Genomic DNA, 22,162 nt, shown 5'->3' with positions numbered 1-22,162 from the left:
CCCCTAGTCTTCGTTGAGGATGGCCGGGACCTTGAATTGACCGTCCTCGGCGTCGGGCGCGTTGGACAGCGCTTCATCATTCGTCAGCGTCTCGCCGACGACGTCCTCGCGGAACGCGTTGGACAGCGGAAGCGGGTGCGAGGTCGGCGGGACGTCCTCGATGGGCGCCTCCTGGACCGATTGCACCGCATTGACGATCACATCGAGTTCGGCGGCCATGGAGTCGAGCTCCTGGTCGTCCATCTCGATGTGGGCCAGGGACGCGAGGTGCGCGACCTGGTCACGAGATATGGCAGTCATGAATTCTCCTGCTCGATTGGCGCTGAGGACGGGTCGACGTGTGCTCGTCGTACCGGCGCTGGCGTCACGGGGACCCGCGCGGTTTCCATCCCAGTCTAGTCACGGCGCGAATGACCCTAAAATGCGGTCCGCCTCGCGGCGCCGGGCCCACTTGACACGCGACGGCCACGCCCGGGCGAGGTGCGCAGACAAAAGTGCCCCGTCCTGCAGGGCAGGGCGGGGCACTTTTGTCGAAGATTCATTCCGTGCGCCGTGAGGCGACGGTGATCACCGTACTTACGCGGCGGGGATCTGCAGAACCTGGCCGGGGAAGATCAGCGTCGGGTCGGAAACGACCGAAGCGTTGGCCTGGGCCAGCGACTGCCAGTCGGTGCCGTGCGCGGCGGCGATCTTCACGAGGGTGTCACCGGCAACCACGGTGTAGGTACCGGCAGTGGCGGTCTGAGCCGGAGCGGCAGCCTGGGTCTCGACCGGAGCCTGGTAGGTCTCCTGGACGGGAGCCTGCTGGACCGGGGCCTGCTCGGGCTGAGCCTGCTGGACCGGTGCCTGCTCGGGCTGAGCCTGCTCGGGCTGAGCCTGCTCGGCCGGGGCCTGGTAGGTCTGGGTCTCCTGAGCCTGCGGGGCAGCCTGCTCGGTGTTGGCGGCGGTCGAACCGGTGTCGGCCGCGCCGAGCTGCTGGCCGCAGACGGGCCATGCGCCGGCACCCTGGGTCGCGAGAACGCGCTCGGCAACCTGGATCTGCTGTTCCTTGGAAGCGTTCTGGGGGTCACCCTGGCCACCGTTGGCGGCCCAGGTGCTGGGGGTGAACTGGAGGCCACCCGAGAATCCGTTACCGGTGCTGGTGGACCAGTTTCCGCCGGACTCGCACTCGGCGACGGCATCCCAGTTGTTTGCTGCGTTAGCAGGTGCGGTGGCCAGTGCACCGGCGGCTGCGCCACCGATCACGAGAGCGGCGGCACCGCGGCGGGCGTTACGTCGGAAAGTGGAAGTAGTGTTCACGATGCTCCTCAGGCCACCTACGCTCCATCCATCCCTGGACTTCTTGGCGCCGTCGTCTACCTATCAGATGTTTAGGTTAGGTTTCAGGTGTCTGCCTTGTAGACGACGTCCGGTGTACGGCAGCACCCAGCATTGTTCTGTGGTTGACCCCCGCGAAGGTGCGTGAGGCCAGGAGCCACCTCTCGGTGGCGAACTGTTTATAACGATACAGTAACGAATTTGAAGTTCGCAACCAGTTTCTCGATGGATACGAAACTTTTTTTGTGAGACTTGCGATTCGATCACGAATCGATAACCGCAAGCACGCGTGCCAGCCTATGAGGGGCACCGGGCCGATGCAAGCCCCCTCGCGATGGGCTACGTCACAAAATCGTCACCGTTTCGAGACCGTTTCGTGACCTTAATCCGCGGCAGGACCGCGATCCAGGCCCTCGGCCCCGGCCTCCAGGAGCAGGCGGAACTGTTCGGCGTCGAGAATCGTCACGCCCAGATTTTCCGCCTTATCCCGCTTGCTGCCGGCGTTTTCGCCCGCAACCAGAAAATCTGTGTTCTTCGACACAGAACCGGAGGCTTTGCCGCCGCGCGTGATGATCGCCTCCTTGGCGGAGTCCCGGGTGAAGCCGTCGAGGGTTCCGGTGACCACGATCGTGAGGCCCTCCAGAACGCGGGGCACCGAGGCATCGCGTTCGTCTTCCATGCGGACGCCGGCGTCGGCCCACCGTCGGAGAATCTCGCGGTGCCAGTCCTCAGCGAACCATTCCTTCACGGCGCGAGCGATCGTGGGCCCGACCCCGTCCGTGTCGGCGAGCCGCTCCTCGTCGGCATCGCGAATCGCGGGGATGGACCCAAACTCCGTGGCCAGGGCCCTGGAGGCGGTCGGGCCGACGTGCCGAATGCTCAGCGCCACGAGGACGCGCCACAAGGGTTGGCTCTTGGCCTGTTCGATCTGTTCAAACATGCGCACCGTATTGGCCGTGGGCGCCGACGGCTTCTTGGCCGTGCCCCGGGAGTAGAAATAGGGAACCAGCTCGGTCTCCCCCGTCTCGACCCCCTTCTTCTTGACCGCCCTCTCGATGCGGACCTCGGCGAGGTCCTCCGGACGCAGGTCGAAGAGGCCGGCGATGCTGGTCAGCGGCGGAGTCTCGGGCTCTGCCGGCTGGGTCAGCGCCCGCGCGGCCTCTTCGCCCAGGGCGTCGATGTCAAAGGCGCCGCGCCCGGCGGTGTGGAACAGGGTCTGCCACAGTTGCGCGGGGCAGGACTGGGAATTAGGGCACCGGATATCGACGTCGCCCTCTTTGGCGGGGGCGAGCTCCGTGCCGCACGACGGGCAGTGCGTCGGCATGACGAATTCACGCTCGGAACCGTCACGCAGGGCGACGACCGGCCCCACGATCTCGGGGATCACGTCCCCCGCCTTGCGCAACACGATGGTGTCCCCGATGAGCACGCCCTTGGCCCTGACGACGTCCTGATTGTGCAACGTCGCCATTTCGACGGTCGACCCCGCGACCTTGACCGGCTCCATCATTCCGTAGGGGGTCACGCGCCCGGTGCGCCCCACGCTGACCCGAATGTCCTTGAGCTTGGTGTTGACCTCTTCGGGAGGGTACTTATAGGCGACGGCCCAGCGAGGCACCCGGGAGGTGTGGCCCAGCAACTGTTGGGTCCGGAAGTCGTTGACCTTGATGACGATGCCGTCGATCTCGTGCACGAGGTCGTGGCGGTGTTCCCCGTATTCCGCGATGAACCCGAGGATGTCCTCGACCGAGCCGAGCAGGCGCGTGTAGGGGCTGACCGGCAGCCCCCAGGAAGACAGCAGATCGTAGGTCTCCGCCTGGGAGGCGGCCTCGAGGCCCTCCCGAGCACCGATGCCGTGGACGAACATCGAGAGTCGACGACGCGCCGTGACGCGCGGGTCCTTTTGCCGGAGGGAGCCGGCCGCGGCGTTGCGCGGGTTCGCGAAGGGCGCCTTGCCCTCTGCGACCAGCGCCTCGTTGAGCTCCGTGAAGTCGGCGGTCGCGATGAAAACCTCGCCGCGCACCTCGATCTCTTCGGGGTGATTCTCCCCGGCCAGGCGCTGCGGAACGGAGTCGATGGTCGCGACGTTGTGAGAGACGCCTTCCCCGATGGATCCGTCGCCCCGCGTGGCCGCGCGCACCAGGGTTCCGTTGCGGTACAACAGGTTGACGGCCAGGCCGTCGATCTTGAGCTCCGTCAACCACCGGTTCTCGTGCCCCGGCCGGACCTCCTGGATCGAGGCTTCGGCACGTTCGAGCCACGCCTTTAACTCGTCGATCGAAAAGACGTCCTCCAGGGAGTACATGCGCTCCAGGTGGGTCACCGCGGCGAAGGCCTCGGACGGCTCGCCGCCGACCTCCTGGGTCGGCGAATCGTTGGCCTTGAGTTCCGGGTTCTCGGCTTCGAGGCGTTCGAGATCCCGGTAGAGGCGGTCGTATTCGGCGTCCGAGATCCTCGGGGCGTCTTCGACGTAATACGCGGAGCGGGCTTCCCTGACCCGTTGGGTCAGCTCCGCGTACCGTTCCTTGAGGCTCTCCGCGGGGACATCGCGGTCGGTCTCATTCGTGGCTTGATGGGCTCGTCGTTCTTCAGCGCTACTCACAAGGCTCCATTCTTCCGCACGCGGGAGGATTCCGCTCGCTCCCGCGGCACCCCGCCTCGGCTAGTCGGCGTCGGGACGGGCCGGGGGCAATTGCTCGTCCGGCGCCAAAGGGCCATCCGGGCGGCCGCCGGCGCTCTGCGGATCGTGCAGATCGTTGGTGTGCCAGTTGTCGAGGTCGATGACGCCTTCCTCCGGCTCCTCGGCGTGGACACCGTCGGTGTCCCCGTCGCACCCGTGGTTGACGCAGGATCCGGCCTCGACGGCGTCGGCGACGATGACCGAGATGTTATCGCGGCCTCCCGAACGGATCGCGGCGGCCTGCAACACATCGGCGGCGTCCTTGGGGTGGCTCACCGTGGACAAGACCCGCGCCATGTACTCGTTCGACAGTTCCCCGGACAGCCCGTCCGAGCACATCATGAGGCGATCGCCCTTCTTGGCGGGGATCACCCAGAAGTCTGGTTCCCAGTAATTTCCGGTGCCCAGGGCCCGGGTGATCACGTTGCGGCGCGGATGGGTCAGGGCCTCGAGGGCCGTGATCTGCCCCGTATCCACGAGGTACTGGACCTCGGAGTGATCCACCGTGATCTGTTCCAGGCTCACGCCCTCGATCGGGGTCTGCGAGACCGACGTCGGCTGCTCGCTGATCGGCTGGTCGGTATCGCGGCGGAGCCGGTAGGTCCGAGAATCCCCGACGTTGAAGATGATCCACATGTTCTGACCGCCGATTTTCACCAGCCACGCCCCGGTGAGGGTCGTTCCGGCGCGCATCGCGGCGGCCGATTTGATGGACTCGTCGGCCTCCCCGATCACGGCCTTGATGTCGTTGAGGATCTCCATGATCTTGGCGTTGAGGTTCGAGGTCGCCTTGCGGCGGCGCTTGAAGATGCCGCGGGAATCGTCCGAGGCCTCCCCCGCGGAATCGACCTCGAAAGAAGAGCGGGTGAACAGCTCGGCGGCGGCCAGGGTATTGACGCACATCGCGCTGGCGACCTCGCCGGCCTCGTGGCCGCCCATGCCGTCGGCGACCGCGGAGAGATTTCCCCGAGTCATCAGGGAGTCCTCGTTATTGGAACGGTGGTTCCCGCGGTTCGTGGTCGCGCCAATGCACGTGGCCAGGTCGAGCGATTCGGTCATTCGAAGTCAATCTCCAATTCGGTTCCCACGCCCGGGGCCAGGGCCGCGGGCTGCACCTCTCCGAAACCACGAACGTTGCGCGGCCCCAGGGGCTGCAGGACAAAACGCTCGTCGCCGTCGAGGACGCGGGCAGTCGATGAGTCAGTCAGGACGGAGCCGGGTTCGGCGAGCGCCACGAGGCGCGAGGCCAAGTTGACGGTCGGACCGTACACATCTCCTAGTCGAGGCAGGATCCGTCCCCATACAAACGCTACACGTGCTTCGGGAAGGTTGGGGTCTTCCCGGATGATGTGCGAGAGCGTCAGGGAGATGCGGGCCGCCGCCTCGGGAGATTCTGTCATGAAAAGGATTTCGTCCCCGACGGTCTTGATGATCCGCCCGCCACCTACGGCCACGACCTCGGCGCATTTCTGTTCGAAGTGCTGCACGAGGCTCGCGAGCGTCTTTTCGCTCATTTGGCGGGAGAGGGACGTGAAGGACACGAGATCGGCGAATCCGATGCCCCTCACGAGGGGCAACGATTTGTAATCCAGGGCATCCTCGTCGTCGTGGACGGGCTTCTCCGCCTTCAGGGCCAGACGGATGACCGCGGCGTTGAGCTGACGCCGGTAGCCGTACCGGATGAGGTCTTCGAGCTCGTTGAGCAGCTCGGGCAATACGTTGAGCAGTTCGCGGCGGGCCTCGGCGTCGGTCATGCCCTGGTGGGCGACCATATCTTCGACGATGGCCTCGACCTGCCAGGCCACCATGCGGTCCATCATCTGGCCCACCGAGCGGACGATCGAGAGCACCGCGTCTTCCGTCACGTGACCGCTTCGCACCATCGCGGAGACATTGCCCAGCGCCTCGGAATCGGCCCCGGTGAAGTAGATGTCCTCGTCCTTGAGGTTCGGCATCCCCAGGGCCCGCCAAATCTTTCGGGCCGACAGCAGGGAGATGTCGCCCGAGTGGGCGGCCTCGCGGCGAGTCATCCAGCGGTTCTCGCCCAACAGGGTGCGTTCGAGGGCTCCGACGGCCGCCCGGGCGTCGTCGGATTTATACAGGTTCGACTGCGCAGGATTGTGCAGATTGAGCGCGCTCGTCTGCGGTCCGGTATAGACCGGTTTGCCTTCGGGATCGTCCTGCGGCACTGGGGTGCTCCACCTTTCTCGGCAATACGTCATGGTCGGGCCCGCCGGTGGTGATGCTCGAGGCACGATGACGGCGGAGCCCGCCCCCTCATGCTACAGATCACAGCCCTCGGGCCGGTAGCGTTAGTAGGTTCTTCCCTGCCAACGCACGGTATTGACCCAGCGGACGTGGGCCTCGTGGCACAGTTCCGAAAACCGGGCCGGATCCTTCTGGTACGTCAGCTCGTAGGTCTGCCCCATCGCGGAGATGCGAATCGTGCCGCACCCGGTCAGCCGACCGCGACCCCGCGGCCCCACCACGCCGGCGACGGTCTCGAGGGGAATCGAGACCGCTCCCCCGCGCCCGAATCCCCGGAGGACCACGATACGCCTGTCGGTGAGCGCGTACCCGGTGGTCGCCCAGGCGATCGCCTGGACTACCGCGTAGAGGAGCGCGGCCACGAGGATGATCGGCGCGACGGCCGACCACCCGGGGTGCACTCCCGTGACGACCTGCACCAGATTCGCCAGGAAGATCGCCACGAGCAGCACGAGCGCCGGCTTCAACAGCTTCAGCGGATGCGGTCGATTGCACGTGATGACGCGTTCGCCGGCATCGAGCCTGTCGCGGAAGGTCACGGTCGCTCACCGTCCGCCCAGCTGCCGCTCTCGGGGCGAAGGTGGACCACGTCCCCCACGCTCACGGTCGCAAGCTCCCCGGACTCCGTCAGCACCCGCAGCGAACCGTCCTCCGCAATACCCCTGGCGAGACCGACCAGGGGCGCCTCGGGTTCGACGCGCTCGACGCGCACGCGGCGCCCCACCGTGTCCAGGTTCTCCCGGATCTGGTCGAGCAGCGCGGGCTCCGAACCGACGGCGATCGTGGGGTCGCCCCCGGCCTCACCAAAAGCGGTCACCAATCGGCGGAATTCGCCGATCACGCGAATCAGCAGCTCGGTGCGGTCCACCGGGCGCGAGGCCTCGGTCATCAGGCTCGTCGCGGTCTCGAAGGGCAGATCGGCCGCGTCGATGTTCACGTTCAGGCCGACCCCCACCACGACGTTCAGCGTCGAGGAATCCACCGGGACGACACGGGCCAAGATTCCGGCGATCTTCCGGCCCCGGAGCAGGACGTCGTTCGGCCATTTCATCGTCGCGGGCAGGCCGGTGGTTTCGCGCACGGCGCTCCGGGTCGCGAGGGCGAGCATTTGGGTGACCCAGTGCAGCGAATCGTGAGGAATCACCGTGCCGTCGTGGCGCGAGGAGACCGCAAAGGAAACGATCGCGGAGCTATAGCGCGGCGCGTTCCACACGCGATCCCGGCGCCCGTGGCCCGAGACCTGGTGTTCGGTGAGGAGCGCCGTGAGGTGCTCGACGTCCTCGCCGGCGGCCCAGCGTCGAGCGATCTCGTCGTTAGTCGAATCGATCTCGTCCACGAGTTCCACCGGGGCGCCCATCAGCCGATAGTCCTGCCCAGGACCGGGCAGGAGGCGCTGACCGTCGAGCGGCTCTGGCGTCGTGCTCGTCATCGGTGTGCCTTCCCTGCTGCTCTGCGTCCCGGTGATCCGGCGACGACTTTGGCTCGTGAGCTAGTTTAGATGCGGGAACCAAACACTACCCGGAAGGTCCGATATGACCCGCTTCGCTGTCCACTACTCCTACGGCCCCGCCGAGCAACAGGCCCAGCACCGCCCCGAGCATCGCGCGTACCTGTCGAGCCTTCTCGAGCAAGGGGCCCTGCTGGCGTCGGGTCCGTACACGGACGGGATCTCCGAGGGCGCCCTGCTGATCTTCGAGGCCGAGGACTCCTCCGCGGTGCAGGCCCTGCTGGATCAGGACCCCATGATGGTCAACGGCGTGGTGAAAAGCCACCAGATCCGCGAGTGGAACCTCGTGCTGGGCTCCGTCGGCCCGTAGGCGAATCAACGCCGCTCCGCGCACGGATCGGCACGGCGCGCGGGCGACGGATTCCGCGTTTGCTACCTTGGTTCAGTAGGTTTACCAGAGTACTTTCTGCCGGCAGGCCCAGCGCATCCGGCGTGACGTCCCGGACATCTCGTAGCAGAGGACATAATGACCGAAGATCTCTCCCGCAAGGATTCCGTCGACGCGCGGACCGAGTCGGGCCCCGACCTGACGACGACGGCCGGCAAAATCGCCGACTTCTACGCGCGCCGCGAAGACTCGTGGATGCCCACGGGCGCGGCTCCCGTCGAGCGGCAGCACGCCCGGGGCAAGAACACCGCGCGGGAGCGCATCGAGATGTTCCTGGACGAGGGCTCCTTCGTCGAGTTCGATGCCCTCGTTGCGCACCAGACCACCGCCTTCGGGATGCAGAAGAAGCGTCCGACCGGCGACGGCCTGGTCTCCGGCTACGGAACCGTCGACGGCCGTCTGGTCGCGATCTACTCGCAGGACTTCACGGTCTACGGCGGATCCCTCTCCCAGGCGAACGGCGAGAAGATCGTCAAGGTCCAGAAATTCGCCCTCCGCAACGGTTGCCCCGTGATCGGCATCAACGACGGCGGCGGCGCCCGCATCCAGGAAGGCGTCGCGTCCCTGGCGATGTTCGCGGACATCTTCCGCATGAACGTGCGGGCATCGGGCGTCGTTCCCCAGATCTCCGTGATCATGGGCCCGTGCGCCGGCGGCGCCGCCTATTCGCCGGCCCTGACCGACTACGTGATCATGGTCGACAAGACCTCGCACATGTTCATCACGGGCCCCGATGTCATCAAGACCGTGACCGGCGAAGAGGTCGACATGGAGACCCTCGGCGGCGCGAACTCCCACAACTCCGTCACGGGCACGTCCCACTACCTCGCCGAGGACGAAGAGGACGCCTTCGACTTCCTCCGCGAGCTGCTGGAGTTCCTGCCCTCCAACAACCTCCAAGACGGCGTGATGCTCGAGCACGACCAGGATCCCGAGATCACCGTCGACGACACCGACCTCGACACCCTGATCCCGGACTCGGCCAATCAGCCCTACGACATGCGCGCGGTCATCGAGACCGTGGTCGACGACGACCACTTCCTCGAGATGCAGGCCCTCTACGCCCCGAACGTGATGACCGGCTACGCCCGCGTCGAAGGCCGGACCGTGGGCATCGTGGCCAACCAGCCGATGCAGTTCGCCGGCACGCTGGACATCGCCGCCTCCGAGAAGGCCTCGCGCTTCGTGCGCCACTGCGATGCCTTCAACATTCCGATCCTGACCTTCGTGGACGTCCCCGGATTCCTGCCGGGCACCGAGCAGGAATTCAACGGCATCATCCGCCGCGGCGCGAAACTCATCTTTGCCTACGCCGAGGCCACCGTCCCGCTGATCACCGTGATCACCCGCAAGGCCTACGGCGGCGCGTACATCGTGATGGGCTCCAAGAAGCTCGGCGCCGACGTCAACCTCGCCTGGCCCACGGCGCAGATCGGCGTCATGGGCGCCCAGGGGGCCGTCAACATCCTGTACCGCCGAGACCTCAAGGCGGCCGAGGAAAACGGCGAGGACGTCGAGGCCCTCCGGCAGGAGCTCATCCAAAAGTACGAGGAAGAGTTGCTCAACCCGTATCAGGCCGCCGAGCGAGGCTACGTCGACGCCGTGATTCCGCCGTCCGAAACGCGCATCAACATCATCAAGTCGCTGCGGGCATTGCACGACAAACGCGCGGCCCTGCCCGCCAAGAAGCACGGCAACATCCCGCTGTAAGGGGAATCATGTCCAACCAAGAATCTCCGCAGGAGCAGAGCCCGCTGCTGAGCGTCGTCAAGGGATCCCCCACCGAGGAAGACCTCGCGGCCCTCACGATCGCCGTCATGATGCAGCAGCGGCAGCAGCCCAAACGTTCGCAGACCGGCAGCCCGATCGTCGAGGTCGGGCGGCTTCTCTCGCGCCGCCAGCGCATCGGGGCCGGGCTGGCTCCGGGCCCCGGCTCGTGGCGGCGCGCTCGACCGCGCTGAGCGCTCAGCCCGCCCCGGGACCACACCGGACCGGGCGGAGGACCCGTGGCGGCGAATCATCCGGCGCCACGGCGTCGCCACCAGGGCATCTGCCCGCCCGTGGGAACGCGACGCTAGAGTATGCGGCATGACACATCCCACCGCTTCCGAGGACCCCCGCGGCGTGCCGACCGCGGACCGCTTGCCCACGGCCATCGACGAGATCGCCAATCGTTACTACGAACGACTCATGGAGCTGGATCCCGCCGAGGCGACCATCGCCGGCATCGCGGGCCACGAAACCGAATACGGTGACTACTCCCCGGCCGGCACGACGGCCCACATCGAGGCCACCCGCTCGGCGCTCGAAGAGGTCAACCGGCTCGAACCGGCGGACGACGTCGACCGGGTGACCCTCGACGCCATGAACGAACGCCTCGGCCTCACCCTGGAGACCCACGAGGCCGGCCTCGGCGCCTGGGAGCTCAACAACCTCGCGACCCCGGGCCACGCGATCCGGCAGGTCTTCGACCTCATGCCCCAGGAATCCTCCCAGGATTGGCGGCACATCGTCGGCCGGATGAGCAATGTGCCCGGGGCGCTGGACGGATATCGGGAAACCCTGGCCGAGGCGGCCGGGCGGGGCCGGGTCTCCGCGGCGCGCCAGGTCAGGAACGTCATCGAGCAGTTCGGCGCGTACGCCGCACCGGGCGGTTTCTTCGACGATCTCGCCGCGAGCGCCGGTCGGACGGACTCGGCCCTCGCCGCTCACGCCGACCGGGCGGCGGCCGAAGCCCGCGCGGCCTACGGGGAGCTGGTCACGTACCTTCGCGACGAGCTGCTCCCCCTGGCACCCGAGCAGGACGCCGTCGGCCGCGAACGCTATTCCCTGCGGTCCCGCGAGTTCCTGGGCGCCGACGTCGATCTCGACGAGGCCTATGCCTGGGGCGTGGAGGAATTGGACCGGATCATCGCCGAACAGCACGCGGCCGCCGAACGCATCGCACCGGGGCGTTCGATCGACGAAGCGAAGCAGATCCTCAACGAGGAGCCGAGCCGGCGGCTGGACGGCCCCGAGGCGCTCCGGGAGTGGATGCAGTCCCTCGCGGACCGCGCGGTCGAGGACCTCGCGGGCACGCATTTCGACATCGAGGGGCCGATGCGCCGCATCGAATGCCTGATCGCCCCGACCCACGAAGGCGGCATCTACTACACTCCCCCGTCGGGCGACTTTTCCCGGCCGGGCCGCATGTGGTGGTCCATCCCGGAGGGCGAAACCCGGTTCGCCACCTGGAGCGAGACGTCGACGGTCTACCACGAAGGGGTCCCCGGGCATCATCTCCAGATCGCGACCGCGACGGCGCTGGCCGGGTCCATGAACCTCTGGCGCGCGCAATTGCTGTGGTGCTCCGGGCACGGCGAAGGCTGGGCCCTCTACGCCGAGCGGCTCATGCAGGCCCTGGGGTATCTGTCCGACCCGGGAGACCTGATGGGCATGCTCGACGGCCAGCGCATGCGTGCCGCGCGCGTGGTCTTCGACATCGGGATGCACTGCCGGTTCGCGATCCCGGAGCATTGGGCCCGAGAGCTGGGTGCGAGGCCCGGAGAGTGGACCGCTGAGGCGGGGCACGAGTTCCTGCGCCGCAACCTGGATGTCTCCCCGGGCCAGCTCGATTTCGAGTTCAGCCGGTACCTCGGCTGGTACGGCCAGGCGCCCTCGTACTCGTTGGGGCAGCGCGTCTGGGAGCGGCTCCGCGACGAGGCGCTGGGGCGCGGCGAGTCCCTCCGGGACTTCCACTCGCGGGCCCTGGCCGTGGGGTCGGTGGGATTGGAAACGCTCGAGCGAGCGCTGACCCCGTGACGCAGCGACCGTAACCCTCGGGGGCTCTCGGTCGTCATACTTCTTCTCACGAAGTACCTGTGTTATCGCGCTCGGGCCTAGGGTGGTCCGCATGTCTGATCACTCCTCCCCCTCCCACGACGACCCCGCGGCGTCCGTCGCAACCCCGCCGCGTCGTCATGTCCCCTCCTGGATGACCAATTTCGGGGTCCAGATCCTTCTCGGCCTGGTCATCGGTGTCGGCCTGGGCTTCGTGGCCCTCGGCATCGGTGGCGACGCCGAGAAAAACCCCAACTGGCTGATGACGACCCTCGACACGATCGGCACGAGCTACGTGTCTCTGCTGAAGGCCGCGGTGGTTCCGCTGGTCGTGACCGCCGTGATCTCCTCGATCGCCAACCTCAGCGAGGTCACCAACGCGGCCCGCCTGGCCGTCAAGACGCTCTTGTGGTTTGCCGGCACGGCGCTGATCGCGGTCGTCATCGGGATCCTGCTGGGCGTGATTTTCCGACCGGGCGCCAACACGGGCCTGTCGATGCCCGAGTCCTACGCGGGGACGACCGGCTCGTGGCTCGCCTTCGTGCAGAGCATCATCCCGGAGAACTTCCTGGGCCTGACCGTCAAGACCAAGGACGCCACGGAGAGCGGCCTGACCTCCACGCCGAACTTCAACGTGCTGCAGATCCTGGTGATCTCCGGGGCGATCGGCATCGCCGCCCTCAAGGTCGGCAAGGCCGCCGAGCCTTTCCTGTCCTTCATCCGTTCGGCCCTGACCATCATCCAGAAGGTTCTGTGGTGGATCATTCGCCTTGCGCCGTTGGGGACTATGGGCCTGATCGGCTCGGCCGTTTTCACCTACGGCTGGACGACCATGGGTTCGCTCCTGAAGTTCGTGGTGCTGCTGTACGTGGGTCTGGCCATCGTGGGTTTCGTGGTCTACCCGCTGCTCGCCAAGGCCAACGGCCTGTCGGTCAAGCAGTTCTTCTCCGGCGTCTGGCCCGCGGCCCAGATCGGGTTCGTCTCGCGGTCCTCGATCGGGACCATGCCGGTCACCCAGCGCGTGACCGAGCGGAATTTCGGCGTGCCGCGGGCCTACGCCTCGTTCGCCGTCCCCTTCGGCTCGACGACCAAAATGGACGGTTGCGCCGCGGTGTACCCGGCCCTGGCGGCGATCTTCGTCGCGCAGTTCTACGGCATCGAGATGCACCTGGCCCAGTACCTGCTGATCGTGGTGGTCTCGGTGCTCGGCTCGGCGGCCACCGCCGGAACGACGGGCGCCACGGTCATGTTGACCCTGACCCTCTCGACCCTGGGCCTGCCGCTGGACGGCGTCGGGCTGTTGCTGGCCATCGACCCGATCATCGACATGGGCCGGACCGCCCTCAACGTCACGGGCCAGGCGCTGATTCCGGCCATCATTTCCCGGCGCGAGGGAATCCTCGATGAGAGCCTCTACAACGCCCCGCGCTCGAGCGACTGGTTCGAATCGGATCTCTCGGCCGAAGATTACGCCGCGCGGCCCGGTGCCGAGGCGACGGCCCGCGCACCGCACCTCGCTTCTTCCGCCCGGGACTAGGCGGTATTTCCTACGCCCGAACGGCGGCCGCGGATCGACTCCGCGGCCGCCGTTTTTTGTGGTTTCGGGCTCTGGTCCACCGGTGGGCGACCTCTATATAGTGGCTCATATCACCATCATCCGGACGTCAAAGGAGACACCATCATGACGGTCTACGCCCAACCGGGACAGCACGGCTCGCCGACCGAATTCCGCGAGCGCTACGAGAATTTCATCGGAGGCCAGTGGGTTCCTCCGGTCAAGGGTCGCTATTTCGAGAACAAAACCCCGATCACCGGCCAGGTCTTCACCGAGGTTCCGCGCAGCACCGCGGAAGACGTTGATCTGGCGATCGACGCGGCGTGGAAGGCCTTCCCCGCCTGGTCGAAAACCTCGGTCGCCGACCGCGCCGGCCTGTTGCTGCGCATCGCCGACGCCATGGAGGCCCAGCTCGAGCGCATCGCCGTCGCCGAGACCTGGGATAACGGCAAGCCGGTCCGCGAGTGCCTGGCCGCGGATATCCCGCTGGCCATCGACCATTACCGTTACTTCGCCGCGGCCATCCGCACCCAGGAAGGTGGCATCTCCCAACTCGACGAAGACACCACGGCCTATCATTTCCACGAGCCCCTCGGCGTCGTCGGACAGATCATTCCGTGGAACTTCCCCATCCTGATGGCCACGTGGAAGATCGCGCCCGCCCTGGCGGCCGGTAACACCGTGGTCCTCAAACCGGCCGAGCAGACCCCGGCCTCGATCCTGGTGGTCGCGGAGATCCTGCAGGACATCCTGCCGGACGGCGTGCTGAACATCGTCAACGGCTTCGGCGAGGAAGCCGGCGCGGCGCTGTCCGGTAGCGACCGCATCTGCAAGATCGCCTTCACCGGCGAGACCACGACCGGCTCGACCATCGCCAAGGCCGCCGCCGATCACCTCATCCCGGCCACGTTGGAGCTCGGCGGAAAATCGCCGAACATCTTCTTCGCCGACGTCGCCGACAAGGACGACGCGTTCTATCAGAAGGCCCTCGAAGGCTTCGTGTCCTTTGCCCTCAACCAGGGTGAGGTCTGCACCTGTCCTTCCCGCGCGCTAGTCCAGGAGTCGATCTTCGATTCCTTCGTCCAGGACGCCGTGGAGCGGGCCAAGAAGATGGTGCAGGGCAACCCCCTCGACACCGAGACGATGGTCGGCGCCCAGGCCTCGGAAGAGCAGTTCACCAAGATCACCAAGTATTTGGAGAAAGGCCCGCAGGAAGGCGCGGAGGTTCTCCTCGGCGGCAAGCCCTTGACTCTGGAGGGTGACCTGGCCGGTGGCTACTACATCGAGCCCACGATCTTCCGCGGGGACAACTCGATGTGCATTTTCCGCGAGGAAATCTTCGGCCCCGTGCTCAGCGTGACCTCGTTCAAGGATTACGACGAGGCCATCGCGATCGCCAACGACACCGACTACGGCCTGGGCGCCGGGGTTTGGACCCGCGGGCAGAACACCGCGTACCGGGCCGGCCGCGCGATCCAGGCGGGCCGCGTGTGGGTGAATAACTACCACACCTACCCGGCGCACGCCGCGTTCGGTGGGTACAAGAAATCCGGCTACGGGCGCGAGAATCACCTGATGATGCTGGATCACTACCAGCAGACCAAGAACCTGCTGATCTCGTACTCGGAAGACACGACCGGGCTCTTCTAAGGCGGTTACTCGTCAATCCCTCGGGGTGCGCACGGCTGGCCTAGACTGGTCAGCGTGTGCACCCCGACGTCGTTCTCAGCCAGCCAGTCGACCAGCCCGCTCCTGATCCTTGCCTCCCAGTCCCCGTCGCGGGCCTCGATCCTTGCCACCTCGGGGATCGGGTTCAGTTCCGTCGTCTCGGGGGTCGACGAAGACGCCGCGTTGGCCCGTGCCGAGCGCGCCCACGGCGGAGCGCTGAGCCCTCGGGACACGGCGCTGACGCTGGCGCGCGCCAAGGCCGAGGCGGTCGCGAAGTTGCCCGAGGCCGAGGGACATCTGATCCTGGGGTGTGACTCGGTCTTCGAGCTAGACGGTGTTTGCTACGGCAAACCGTACGAGCCGGACGTCGCGATCTCCCGCATCCGGGACATGAGCGGCCGCACCGGGACGCTGCACACGGGGCACTGGCTCGTCGACCGCCGGGGCCCCGAGCAGGGTCCCGCATCGGGTGGCGGCGTCGCCCGTTCCGCGGAGGTCACGTTTGCCACCATGAGCGACACGGAAATCAGGGAGTATGTGGCGACCGGGGAGCCCCTCGAGGTGGCCGGATCCTTCACGATCGAGGGGTACGGTGCCGCGTTCATCGCCGGTATCAGCGGCGAGTCCCACACGGTTCTCGGGCTGAGCGTCAACGCGCTGCGCGAGCTGCTGACGGACCGTGGAGTGAGCATCACGCAGTTGTGGTCCCGGAATACTTAGTTAATCGCGGCAATTGCTACTAAGCTCGCGGGAGGATTAAAAGGAGTACATGAGTGACGAATACTGAGTCAGAGCAGAACCGAAGCGCGAGCTCCCGCTATACCAGCGGGCCGGTCAGCAAGGTCTTGATCGCCAATCGCGGCGAAATCGCGGTTCGCGTGATGCGCGCCGCCACCGACGAGGGCCTCAAGACCGTGGCCGTCTACGCGGAGCCCGATCGGGAGGCGCTCCACGTCAAGGTCGCCGACGAGGCGTACTCCTTGGGCGGCTCGACGGCCGCCGATTCGTATCTCGTCATGGACAAGATCATCGACGTCGCGCAGCGCTCCGGCGCCGACGCGATCCACCCCGGGTACGGCTTTCTCTCGGAGAACGCCGAATTTGCCCGCCAGGTCATGGACGCCGGTCTGACCTGGATCGGTCCCTCCCCCGATGCCATCACCGAACTCGGCGACAAGGTCGCCGCGCGTCACCTCGCCGAAAAGGTTGGCGCCCCGCTGGTCCCCGGAACCAAAGATCCCGTGGCGAACGCCCAGGAGATCCTGGATTTCGCCGATCAGCACGGGCTCCCCATCGCCATCAAGGCGGCCTTCGGCGGCGGCGGTCGCGGCATTAAGGTCGCCCGCACCAAGGAAGAGATCCCCGAGCTCTTCGAATCCGCGGTCCGCGAGGCCACGGCCGCGTTCGGTCGCGGCGAGTGCTTCATCGAGCGGTTCCTGGATGCCCCGCGGCACGTCGAGACCCAGTGCCTCGCGGACGCGCACGGCAACGTCGTCGTCGTCTCGACGCGCGACTGCTCGCTCCAGCGCCGCAACCAGAAGCTCGTGGAGGAGGCCCCCGCGCCGTTCCTCAGCGACGCCCAGTTGGAGCGGCTCTACGAGTCCTCGAAGGACATCCTGCGCGCCGCCGAGTACCAGGGCGCCGGCACGTGCGAATTCCTGGTCGGGCAGGACGGCGTCATCAGCTTCCTCGAGGTCAATACGCGCCTGCAGGTCGAGCACCCCGTCTCGGAAGAGGTCTCGGGCCTCGATCTGGTGCGCGAGCAGTTCCGCGTGGCCCGCGGCGAGGAGCTCGGATACTCCGACCCCGTCCTGCGCGGCCATTCCTTCGAGTTCCGCATCAACGGCGAGGACCCGGGCCGCAATTTCATGCCGTCCCCGGGCAGCGTCGAGACCCTCGCGGTCCCGTCCGGTCCCGGCGTCCGCTGGGACTCCGGCGTCGTCGCGGGCGATGTGATCGGTGGAAACTTCGACTCGATGCTGGCCAAGCTCATCGTGACCGGCAGCTCGCGCCAGCAGGCCCTCGAACGCTCGCGGCGCGCCCTGTCCGAGCTCACGATCTCCGGCATGCCCACGGCCACGACGTTCCACCGCGTGGTCGTCTCCGATCCGGCCTTCGCCCCCGAGGGGGACGCGCCGTTCACCGTGCACACCCGGTGGATCGAAACCGAGTTCAACAACACGATCGAGCCCTACGGCGGCCAGCCGGGCTCGGTCGATAGCGAAGAGGACGAGCGCCAGAAGGTCGTCGTCGAGGTCAACGGGAAGCGTCTCGAGGTGCTCATTCCGTCCCTGGGAGACGCCCCGGCATCGTCCGGTAAGCCGGCGAAGTCGCGCCAGCGCAAGAACCGTTCGGGCGGTGCCGCCACGGCGACCAGCGGCGATGATCTGACCTCGCCGATGCAGGGCACGATCGTCAAGACGGCCGTCAAGGACGGAGCCAAGGTCAACGAGGGCGACCTCATCGTGGTCCTTGAGGCCATGAAGATGGAACAGCCCCTCACCGCGCACAAGGCCGGCAAGGTGACCGGCCTCAAGGCGAAGCCGGGCGACACGGTCACCGCGGGATCGGTCATCGCGACCATCAAGTAATTCCCCTCCCCCGGACCCCACGGCGGCGCGACGGATCTGCGGATCTGTCGCGCCGCCGTCGTCGTATACCGTCACGCAGGAATTTCACTATCTGGAACGATTGTCCAGCATCTAAACAGGGCTCCTAGGGTAAGGAACATCATTCGCGCCGCTTCCCCCTAAGGATTCGGCTTCCCTATCCGACCTGTGAGGTGCTTCGATGCCCGTAACCGAAACCTCCGCTGCGACCGGCTCGAGCGCGGCCGCAGAGGACCTGACGACAGCAGCCGAGCGCGTGCCGAGGCACCGCATCATCACGGCCTCCCTCGTGGGCACCACGATCGAGTTCTACGACTTCTACGTCTACGCGACCGCCGCGGTGGCCGTCTTCCCCGCTCTGTTCTTCACGGGCCAGGACGACACCACCAAGCTCCTGGCCTCGATGGCGACCTTCGCGGCGGCCTTCTTCGGGCGCCCGATTGGCTCGGTGGTCTTCGGCCACTTCGGCGACCGCATCGGCCGCAAGGCGACCCTGGTCGGCGCCCTGCTGACGATGGGACTGGCGACCTTCCTCATCGGCCTGTTGCCGACCTATCACCAGATCTCGTTCTGGGCACCGGCCATCCTGACCATCCTGCGTTTTGCCCAGGGCATGGGCCTCGGCGGAGAATGGTCCGGCGCGGCCCTGTTGGCCAGTGAATACGCCAAACCGGGCAAGCGAGCGCAGGCGGCGATGTGGCCGCAGCTCGGCGCACCCCTGGGATTCATCCTGGCCAACGGCTTCATCCTGCTCTTGACCACCTGGATGAACTTCGACTCCTCGACTGATGCCGGGGCCACCGACGCCACGTTTATGGTGTGGGGCTGGCGCGTGCCGTTCCTGTTCTCGATCGCGATGGTCGCGATCGGCCTCTACGTGCGCCTCAAGCTCGAGGAAACGCCGGTCTTCAAGCAGTCGATGCGGCAGGGCGAGAAGGCCAAGGCGCCCGTCGTGGACGCGTTCAAGACCGCGTGGAAGCCCATGATCCTCGGAACGTTCATCATGCTTTCCTGCTACGTGCTGTTCTACCTGATGACCGCGTGGATCTTGTCCTACGGCATCGGCAACCCCGCCAAGGGCGCCGGCCTCGGCATTCCGTACCACACGTTCCTCAAGGTGCAGCTCCTGGCCGTCCTGTTCTTCGCCGCCTTCGTCCCCGTCTCCGGCTGGCTCGCGGACAAAATCGGCCGGCGTCGGCAGCAGATTGCGACGAATATCTTGCTCGTCGCGTTCGGCCTGAGCTTCGGGATCTTCATGGCCCCCTCGACCCTCGGGACCGGCGAGAACGCCAACATCCCCGGGCTGGTCCTGTTCATCTCGATCGGCATGGCGATCATGGGCCTGTCCTTCGGCTCGATGTCGGCATACCTGCCCGAGCTCTTCCCGACCAACGTTCGCTACACCGGTTCGGGCATCTCCTACAACGTGGCGTCGATTCTGGGCGCGGCGATCACCCCGTACGTGGCCGTGTGGCTCAACGCCCAGGGCGGGGTCTCCGCGGTGGGCTGGTACCTGGCCGGGGCCGCGGTCATCACGCTGATCGCCCTGTTCATCTCCCACGAAACCCGCGACGTGGACCTCACCGAGGTGGGTTCCCGCCGGTAGACGGCACGTTAAACACCGCCGCCGGCCTCCTCTGCGGAGACCGGCGGCGGTGGTGTTTTAACCTACCGATTTTAGGCCGGCAGGCGGTGCAGCCTGCGGGCCGCTTCGGACATCGACCCGGCCAGGGAGGGGTAGACCGAGAAGGTGTCGGCGAACTCGTCCACGGACATCTTCTTGTTGACCGCGAGCGAGAGCGAGAAGATCAGCTCGGAGGCACGCGGACCGACCACGACGCCGCCGATGATCGTGCCCGATCCCTTCCGCGCGAAGATCTTCACGAAACCGTCCTCGACCGCCATCATCTTGGCCCGAGCGTTCGTCGACAAGGAGAGCATGACGCTGTCGGCCTGGTAGCGGCCGCTGTCGATGTCGGCCTCGGTAACGCCAACCGTGGCGATCTCCGGGGAGGTGAAGATGTTCGACGCGACGCGGTGCTTCTTGAGCGGTCCCACCGAGTCCCCGAGGAGGTGAGCGATCGCGATCCGGCCCTGCATCGCCGCGACCGACGCCAGCGGCATGACCCCCGTGCAGTCGCCGGCGGCGTAGATATTCGACGCCGTGGTGCGGGAAACCCCGTCCACCGCGATGTGGCCGGAATCCGAGACTGCCACGCCGGCGTTCTCCAGGCCGAGGTCCGCGGTATTGGGGATCGAACCGACCGCCAGGAGACAGTGCGAGCCGGCCACCTTGCGGCCGTCCGAGAGGGTCACGATGACCCCGTCGCCGGTATTCTCCGCCGCCGCGGCACGGGACCGCGGCATGACGTTCATTCCGCGGCGGTCGAAAACGTCCTCGAGCACCTTGGCCGCGTCCGCGTCCTCGCCCGGGAGCACCTGCTCGCGGGAGGAAATCAGCGTGACCTCGGAGCCCAGGCCCCGGTAGGCCGAGGCGAACTCGGCGCCCGTGACGCCGGAGCCCACCACGATCAGGTGCTCCGGAACCGTTTGCAGCTGGTACAGCTGGGTCCAGTTGAAGATCCGCTCGCCGTCGGGGCGAGCGGTCGGGATCTCGCGCGGATGTGCGCCGACGCTCAGCAGGATCGCGTGCGTCGACAGGCGATAGGTCAGTCCCTGGCTGTCCGTGACCTCGACCGTGCGGTCGTCGACGAGGCGGCCCTTGCCGTCAATGACCTTGACCCCGGCCTTTTCCAGCGTGCGCCGGATGTCCTTGGACTGTTCATGAGCCAGGTTCAGCAGGCGCTGATTCACCTTGTCCATGTGGACCTCGAGCTCGACCAGCTCGTCGCCGGCGCGGGTTCTGATCCCCAGGGCCGGGGCCTCGCTGAACCGGTTCATGGTGTCGGCCGACGCGATAAGGGTCTTGGAGGGGACGACGTCGGTCAGCACGGCCGAGCCGCCCAGCCCCTTCTCCTCGATGATGGTGACGTCCGCGCCGAGGTTCGCCGCCACGAGGGCGGACTCGTATCCACCGGGGCCGCCGCCGACGATGATGATCTTCTGGGGTGTAAATGCAGTAGCTTCGCTCACGGGCCCATTCTCCCCCAGCACACCGAGTCCTTCCAAGTCATCCGCGGATATGGGAGGAATTGGTACGCGTGAAGCCCGTGTCGTTCATACTTCGGGGGACGATGATCAGCGAGGCCCACGTCAAACACGCGCAGGACAGCACGGTCATGACGCTTCCCGCCACCGGCCCGGCCACACCTAGGGCCAGGCCACAGCCCCACGTCCCCATCGCGATGCCCGTTCCTACCCCGCTGACCGCCCAGGCATTGGCCTCATTGAGAACCTCACGGGGCACAGACCTTTCGATGAGGTGGAATATTTGAGCCAGAGCCATCGGAAATCCGATGCCCGCGAGGAAAACCGCGACCGCATAATAAATTTCCGAAACCTGAACGGACACGAGCAACACGAATGAAGCCCCGAAACTGATAATCGTCCAACGCAACGTCACCGTGATGGGCCTTTCGAACTTCCACCGGCTCATCCAAATCGTTCCTAGGAACCCACCCACGCCGTTGATCCCCAGCAAGACGCCGGGCAAGATGGCGGACTCCTTGAGCTCGCCGAAGGTATTGACGAGCACCGGTAACGCCCCCACCGGGAGGCCAAAGAGAAATTGGGTCCCGATGATCCTTCTCAAAACCGGGTAGGACAGCGGAGACACCGCCGCTTGTGTGGCATGCCCGGCGGCGACTCTCCTCATCACGGGGGACATGGAAAAAGCGATCGATCCGGTCGTCGTCAACGCCGCCATCAACAAGATATTGTTCGATGGCCCGATCACGGACAGCGTCACCGCGTTGATCATCGGCGCGAGGACGAAGAGGAATTGTTGAGCCGCAACATCCAAGCTAAATGCCTGGTTGAGCTGTCGGCCCGGATTCATCAGTAGCGGCCACGTCGATCGGAGACACGATTCCAGTGGCGGCGTCGCCAATCCGGCCACGGTGGTCGCGCCGACGAGAAGCATCCCGTGCTCGACACCGAAGAATGCAACGCAGCACAGACCGATCCCGCCACTGATCGAAATCAGGCACACGGCGGCCCGAGGGCCTCGCCGGTCGACGACACGACCCCAAAAAGGTTGCCCCAAAGCGCCGCCCAGAATAAATGTCGCCGTCGCGATTCCGGCAAGGTTATACGACCCGCCTCCGTCCCGGATGAATGACACCAGCGCGAGGGCTCCCATGGCCTGGGGCAGTCGTCCGAGAAATGCCGTCAGGAGGAGATACATGGCCCCGGAAACTCGCCATGCGGGGACGGACGAATCTTTCATAGT

The 22,162-nt window shown here is 66.3% G+C and carries 18 protein-coding genes; 9 read left to right on the top strand and 9 right to left on the bottom strand.

What is annotated here, in order from left to right; genetic code table 11:
- Positions 1 to 3 precede the first annotated feature (3 nt).
- The 7 genes from gatC to CURSPS6_RS10370 form a co-directional block, all read right to left on the bottom strand.
- Positions 4 to 300: an Asp-tRNA(Asn)/Glu-tRNA(Gln) amidotransferase subunit GatC gene (gene gatC, locus CURSPS6_RS10400; RefSeq protein WP_030015999.1), complete on the bottom strand. Its 297-nt coding sequence runs from the start codon at positions 298 to 300 to the stop codon at positions 4 to 6.
- Between the two features lie 276 nt (positions 301 to 576).
- Positions 577 to 1,299: a transglycosylase family protein gene (locus tag CURSPS6_RS10395; RefSeq protein ID WP_030015998.1), complete on the bottom strand. Its 723-nt coding sequence runs from the start codon at positions 1,297 to 1,299 to the stop codon at positions 577 to 579.
- 400 nt (positions 1,300 to 1,699) lie between these two features.
- Positions 1,700 to 3,919, bottom strand: a complete 2,220-nt coding sequence (ligA, locus tag CURSPS6_RS10390; RefSeq protein WP_051687914.1) for an NAD-dependent DNA ligase LigA — start codon at positions 3,917 to 3,919, stop codon at positions 1,700 to 1,702.
- A 60-nt stretch (positions 3,920 to 3,979) separates the two neighbouring features.
- Complete coding sequence (locus CURSPS6_RS10385) at positions 3,980 to 5,056, bottom strand: PP2C family protein-serine/threonine phosphatase (protein ID WP_082470453.1); 1,077 nt, start codon at positions 5,054 to 5,056, stop codon at positions 3,980 to 3,982.
- Positions 5,053 to 6,186 carry an adenylate/guanylate cyclase domain-containing protein gene (locus tag CURSPS6_RS10380; RefSeq protein WP_030015994.1) on the bottom strand — a complete coding sequence of 378 codons (1,134 nt, stop codon included), beginning with the start codon at positions 6,184 to 6,186 and terminating at the stop codon, positions 5,053 to 5,055. The genes CURSPS6_RS10385 and CURSPS6_RS10380 overlap by 4 nt, the downstream gene beginning before the upstream one ends.
- A 123-nt stretch (positions 6,187 to 6,309) precedes the next feature.
- Positions 6,310 to 6,804 carry a PH domain-containing protein gene (locus CURSPS6_RS10375; RefSeq protein WP_030015993.1) on the bottom strand — a complete coding sequence of 165 codons (495 nt, stop codon included), beginning with the start codon at positions 6,802 to 6,804 and terminating at the stop codon, positions 6,310 to 6,312.
- Positions 6,801 to 7,694 (bottom strand): biotin--[acetyl-CoA-carboxylase] ligase, encoded by an 894-nt coding sequence (locus CURSPS6_RS10370; RefSeq protein WP_051687913.1) that lies wholly within the window; start codon positions 7,692 to 7,694, stop codon positions 6,801 to 6,803. The genes CURSPS6_RS10375 and CURSPS6_RS10370 overlap by 4 nt, the downstream gene beginning before the upstream one ends.
- A 103-nt stretch (positions 7,695 to 7,797) precedes the next feature.
- Between CURSPS6_RS10370 and CURSPS6_RS10365 the strand changes: the two genes are divergently transcribed.
- From CURSPS6_RS10365 to CURSPS6_RS10325, 9 genes are all read left to right on the top strand, one after another.
- Entirely contained in the window at positions 7,798 to 8,082 is a 285-nt protein-coding gene (locus CURSPS6_RS10365) for a YciI family protein (protein ID WP_030015991.1), read from the top strand.
- Between the two features lie 156 nt (positions 8,083 to 8,238).
- The gene (locus CURSPS6_RS10360; protein ID WP_051687912.1) at positions 8,239 to 9,870 is read left to right on the top strand and encodes an acyl-CoA carboxylase subunit beta; all 1,632 of its coding nucleotides are present in this window, start codon (positions 8,239 to 8,241) and stop codon (positions 9,868 to 9,870) included.
- An 8-nt stretch (positions 9,871 to 9,878) separates the two neighbouring features.
- Entirely contained in the window at positions 9,879 to 10,121 is a 243-nt protein-coding gene (locus tag CURSPS6_RS10355; RefSeq protein WP_030015988.1) for an acyl-CoA carboxylase subunit epsilon, read from the top strand.
- Positions 10,122 to 10,248: 127 nt separating this feature from the next.
- Entirely contained in the window at positions 10,249 to 11,961 is a 1,713-nt protein-coding gene (locus CURSPS6_RS10350; RefSeq protein ID WP_152978134.1) for a DUF885 domain-containing protein, read from the top strand.
- A 172-nt stretch (positions 11,962 to 12,133) separates the two neighbouring features.
- Complete coding sequence (locus CURSPS6_RS10345; protein ID WP_082470488.1) at positions 12,134 to 13,516, top strand: dicarboxylate/amino acid:cation symporter; 1,383 nt, start codon at positions 12,134 to 12,136, stop codon at positions 13,514 to 13,516.
- A gap of 144 nt (positions 13,517 to 13,660) precedes the next feature.
- Positions 13,661 to 15,184, top strand: coding sequence for an aldehyde dehydrogenase family protein (locus CURSPS6_RS10340; protein WP_030015984.1), 1,524 nt, complete (start codon positions 13,661 to 13,663; stop codon positions 15,182 to 15,184).
- 54 nt (positions 15,185 to 15,238) lie between these two features.
- Complete coding sequence (locus CURSPS6_RS10335; RefSeq protein ID WP_200910934.1) at positions 15,239 to 15,922, top strand: Maf family protein; 684 nt, start codon at positions 15,239 to 15,241, stop codon at positions 15,920 to 15,922.
- 161 nt (positions 15,923 to 16,083) lie between these two features.
- On the top strand, positions 16,084 to 17,793 hold the full coding sequence (locus CURSPS6_RS10330) for a biotin carboxylase N-terminal domain-containing protein (protein WP_416371676.1): 1,710 nt from the start codon (positions 16,084 to 16,086) through the stop codon (positions 17,791 to 17,793).
- A 199-nt stretch (positions 17,794 to 17,992) separates the two neighbouring features.
- On the top strand, positions 17,993 to 19,417 hold the full coding sequence (locus tag CURSPS6_RS10325; protein ID WP_030015980.1) for an MFS transporter: 1,425 nt from the start codon (positions 17,993 to 17,995) through the stop codon (positions 19,415 to 19,417).
- A 71-nt stretch (positions 19,418 to 19,488) separates the two neighbouring features.
- Here the strand turns inward: CURSPS6_RS10325 and CURSPS6_RS10320 are convergent, their stop codons facing one another.
- Complete coding sequence (locus CURSPS6_RS10320) at positions 19,489 to 20,904, bottom strand: NAD(P)H-quinone dehydrogenase (protein WP_030015979.1); 1,416 nt, start codon at positions 20,902 to 20,904, stop codon at positions 19,489 to 19,491.
- Between the two features lie 37 nt (positions 20,905 to 20,941).
- Positions 20,942 to 22,159 (bottom strand): MFS transporter, encoded by a 1,218-nt coding sequence (locus CURSPS6_RS10315; protein ID WP_160319795.1) that lies wholly within the window; start codon positions 22,157 to 22,159, stop codon positions 20,942 to 20,944.
- Positions 22,160 to 22,162 lie beyond the last annotated feature (3 nt).

It is taken from the genome of Curtobacterium sp. S6 (genome assembly GCF_000710345.2).
Lineage (GTDB): Bacteria > Actinomycetota > Actinomycetes > Actinomycetales > Micrococcaceae > Rothia.
Note: the sequence above shows the minus strand (reverse complement) of the source record. Positions and strands in the feature narration are given on the sequence as shown.

Coding starts and splice junctions, on each gene's coding strand:
- CURSPS6_RS10345 (WP_082470488.1), top strand. CDS start 12,134: ATGACCAATTTCGGGGTCCAGATCCTTCTCGGCCTGGTCATCGGTGTC.
- CURSPS6_RS10315 (WP_160319795.1), bottom strand. CDS start 22,159: ATGAAAGATTCGTCCGTCCCCGCATGGCGAGTTTCCGGGGCCATGTAT.
- CURSPS6_RS10385 (WP_082470453.1), bottom strand. CDS start 5,056: ATGACCGAATCGCTCGACCTGGCCACGTGCATTGGCGCGACCACGAAC.
- gatC (WP_030015999.1), bottom strand. CDS start 300: ATGACTGCCATATCTCGTGACCAGGTCGCGCACCTCGCGTCCCTGGCC.
- CURSPS6_RS10360 (WP_051687912.1), top strand. CDS start 8,239: ATGACCGAAGATCTCTCCCGCAAGGATTCCGTCGACGCGCGGACCGAG.
- CURSPS6_RS10365 (WP_030015991.1), top strand. CDS start 7,798: ATGACCCGCTTCGCTGTCCACTACTCCTACGGCCCCGCCGAGCAACAG.
- CURSPS6_RS10340 (WP_030015984.1), top strand. CDS start 13,661: ATGACGGTCTACGCCCAACCGGGACAGCACGGCTCGCCGACCGAATTC.
- CURSPS6_RS10330 (WP_416371676.1), top strand. CDS start 16,084: ATGCGCGCCGCCACCGACGAGGGCCTCAAGACCGTGGCCGTCTACGCG.
- CURSPS6_RS10350 (WP_152978134.1), top strand. CDS start 10,249: ATGACACATCCCACCGCTTCCGAGGACCCCCGCGGCGTGCCGACCGCG.
- CURSPS6_RS10370 (WP_051687913.1), bottom strand. CDS start 7,694: ATGACGAGCACGACGCCAGAGCCGCTCGACGGTCAGCGCCTCCTGCCC.
- CURSPS6_RS10325 (WP_030015980.1), top strand. CDS start 17,993: ATGCCCGTAACCGAAACCTCCGCTGCGACCGGCTCGAGCGCGGCCGCA.
- CURSPS6_RS10355 (WP_030015988.1), top strand. CDS start 9,879: ATGTCCAACCAAGAATCTCCGCAGGAGCAGAGCCCGCTGCTGAGCGTC.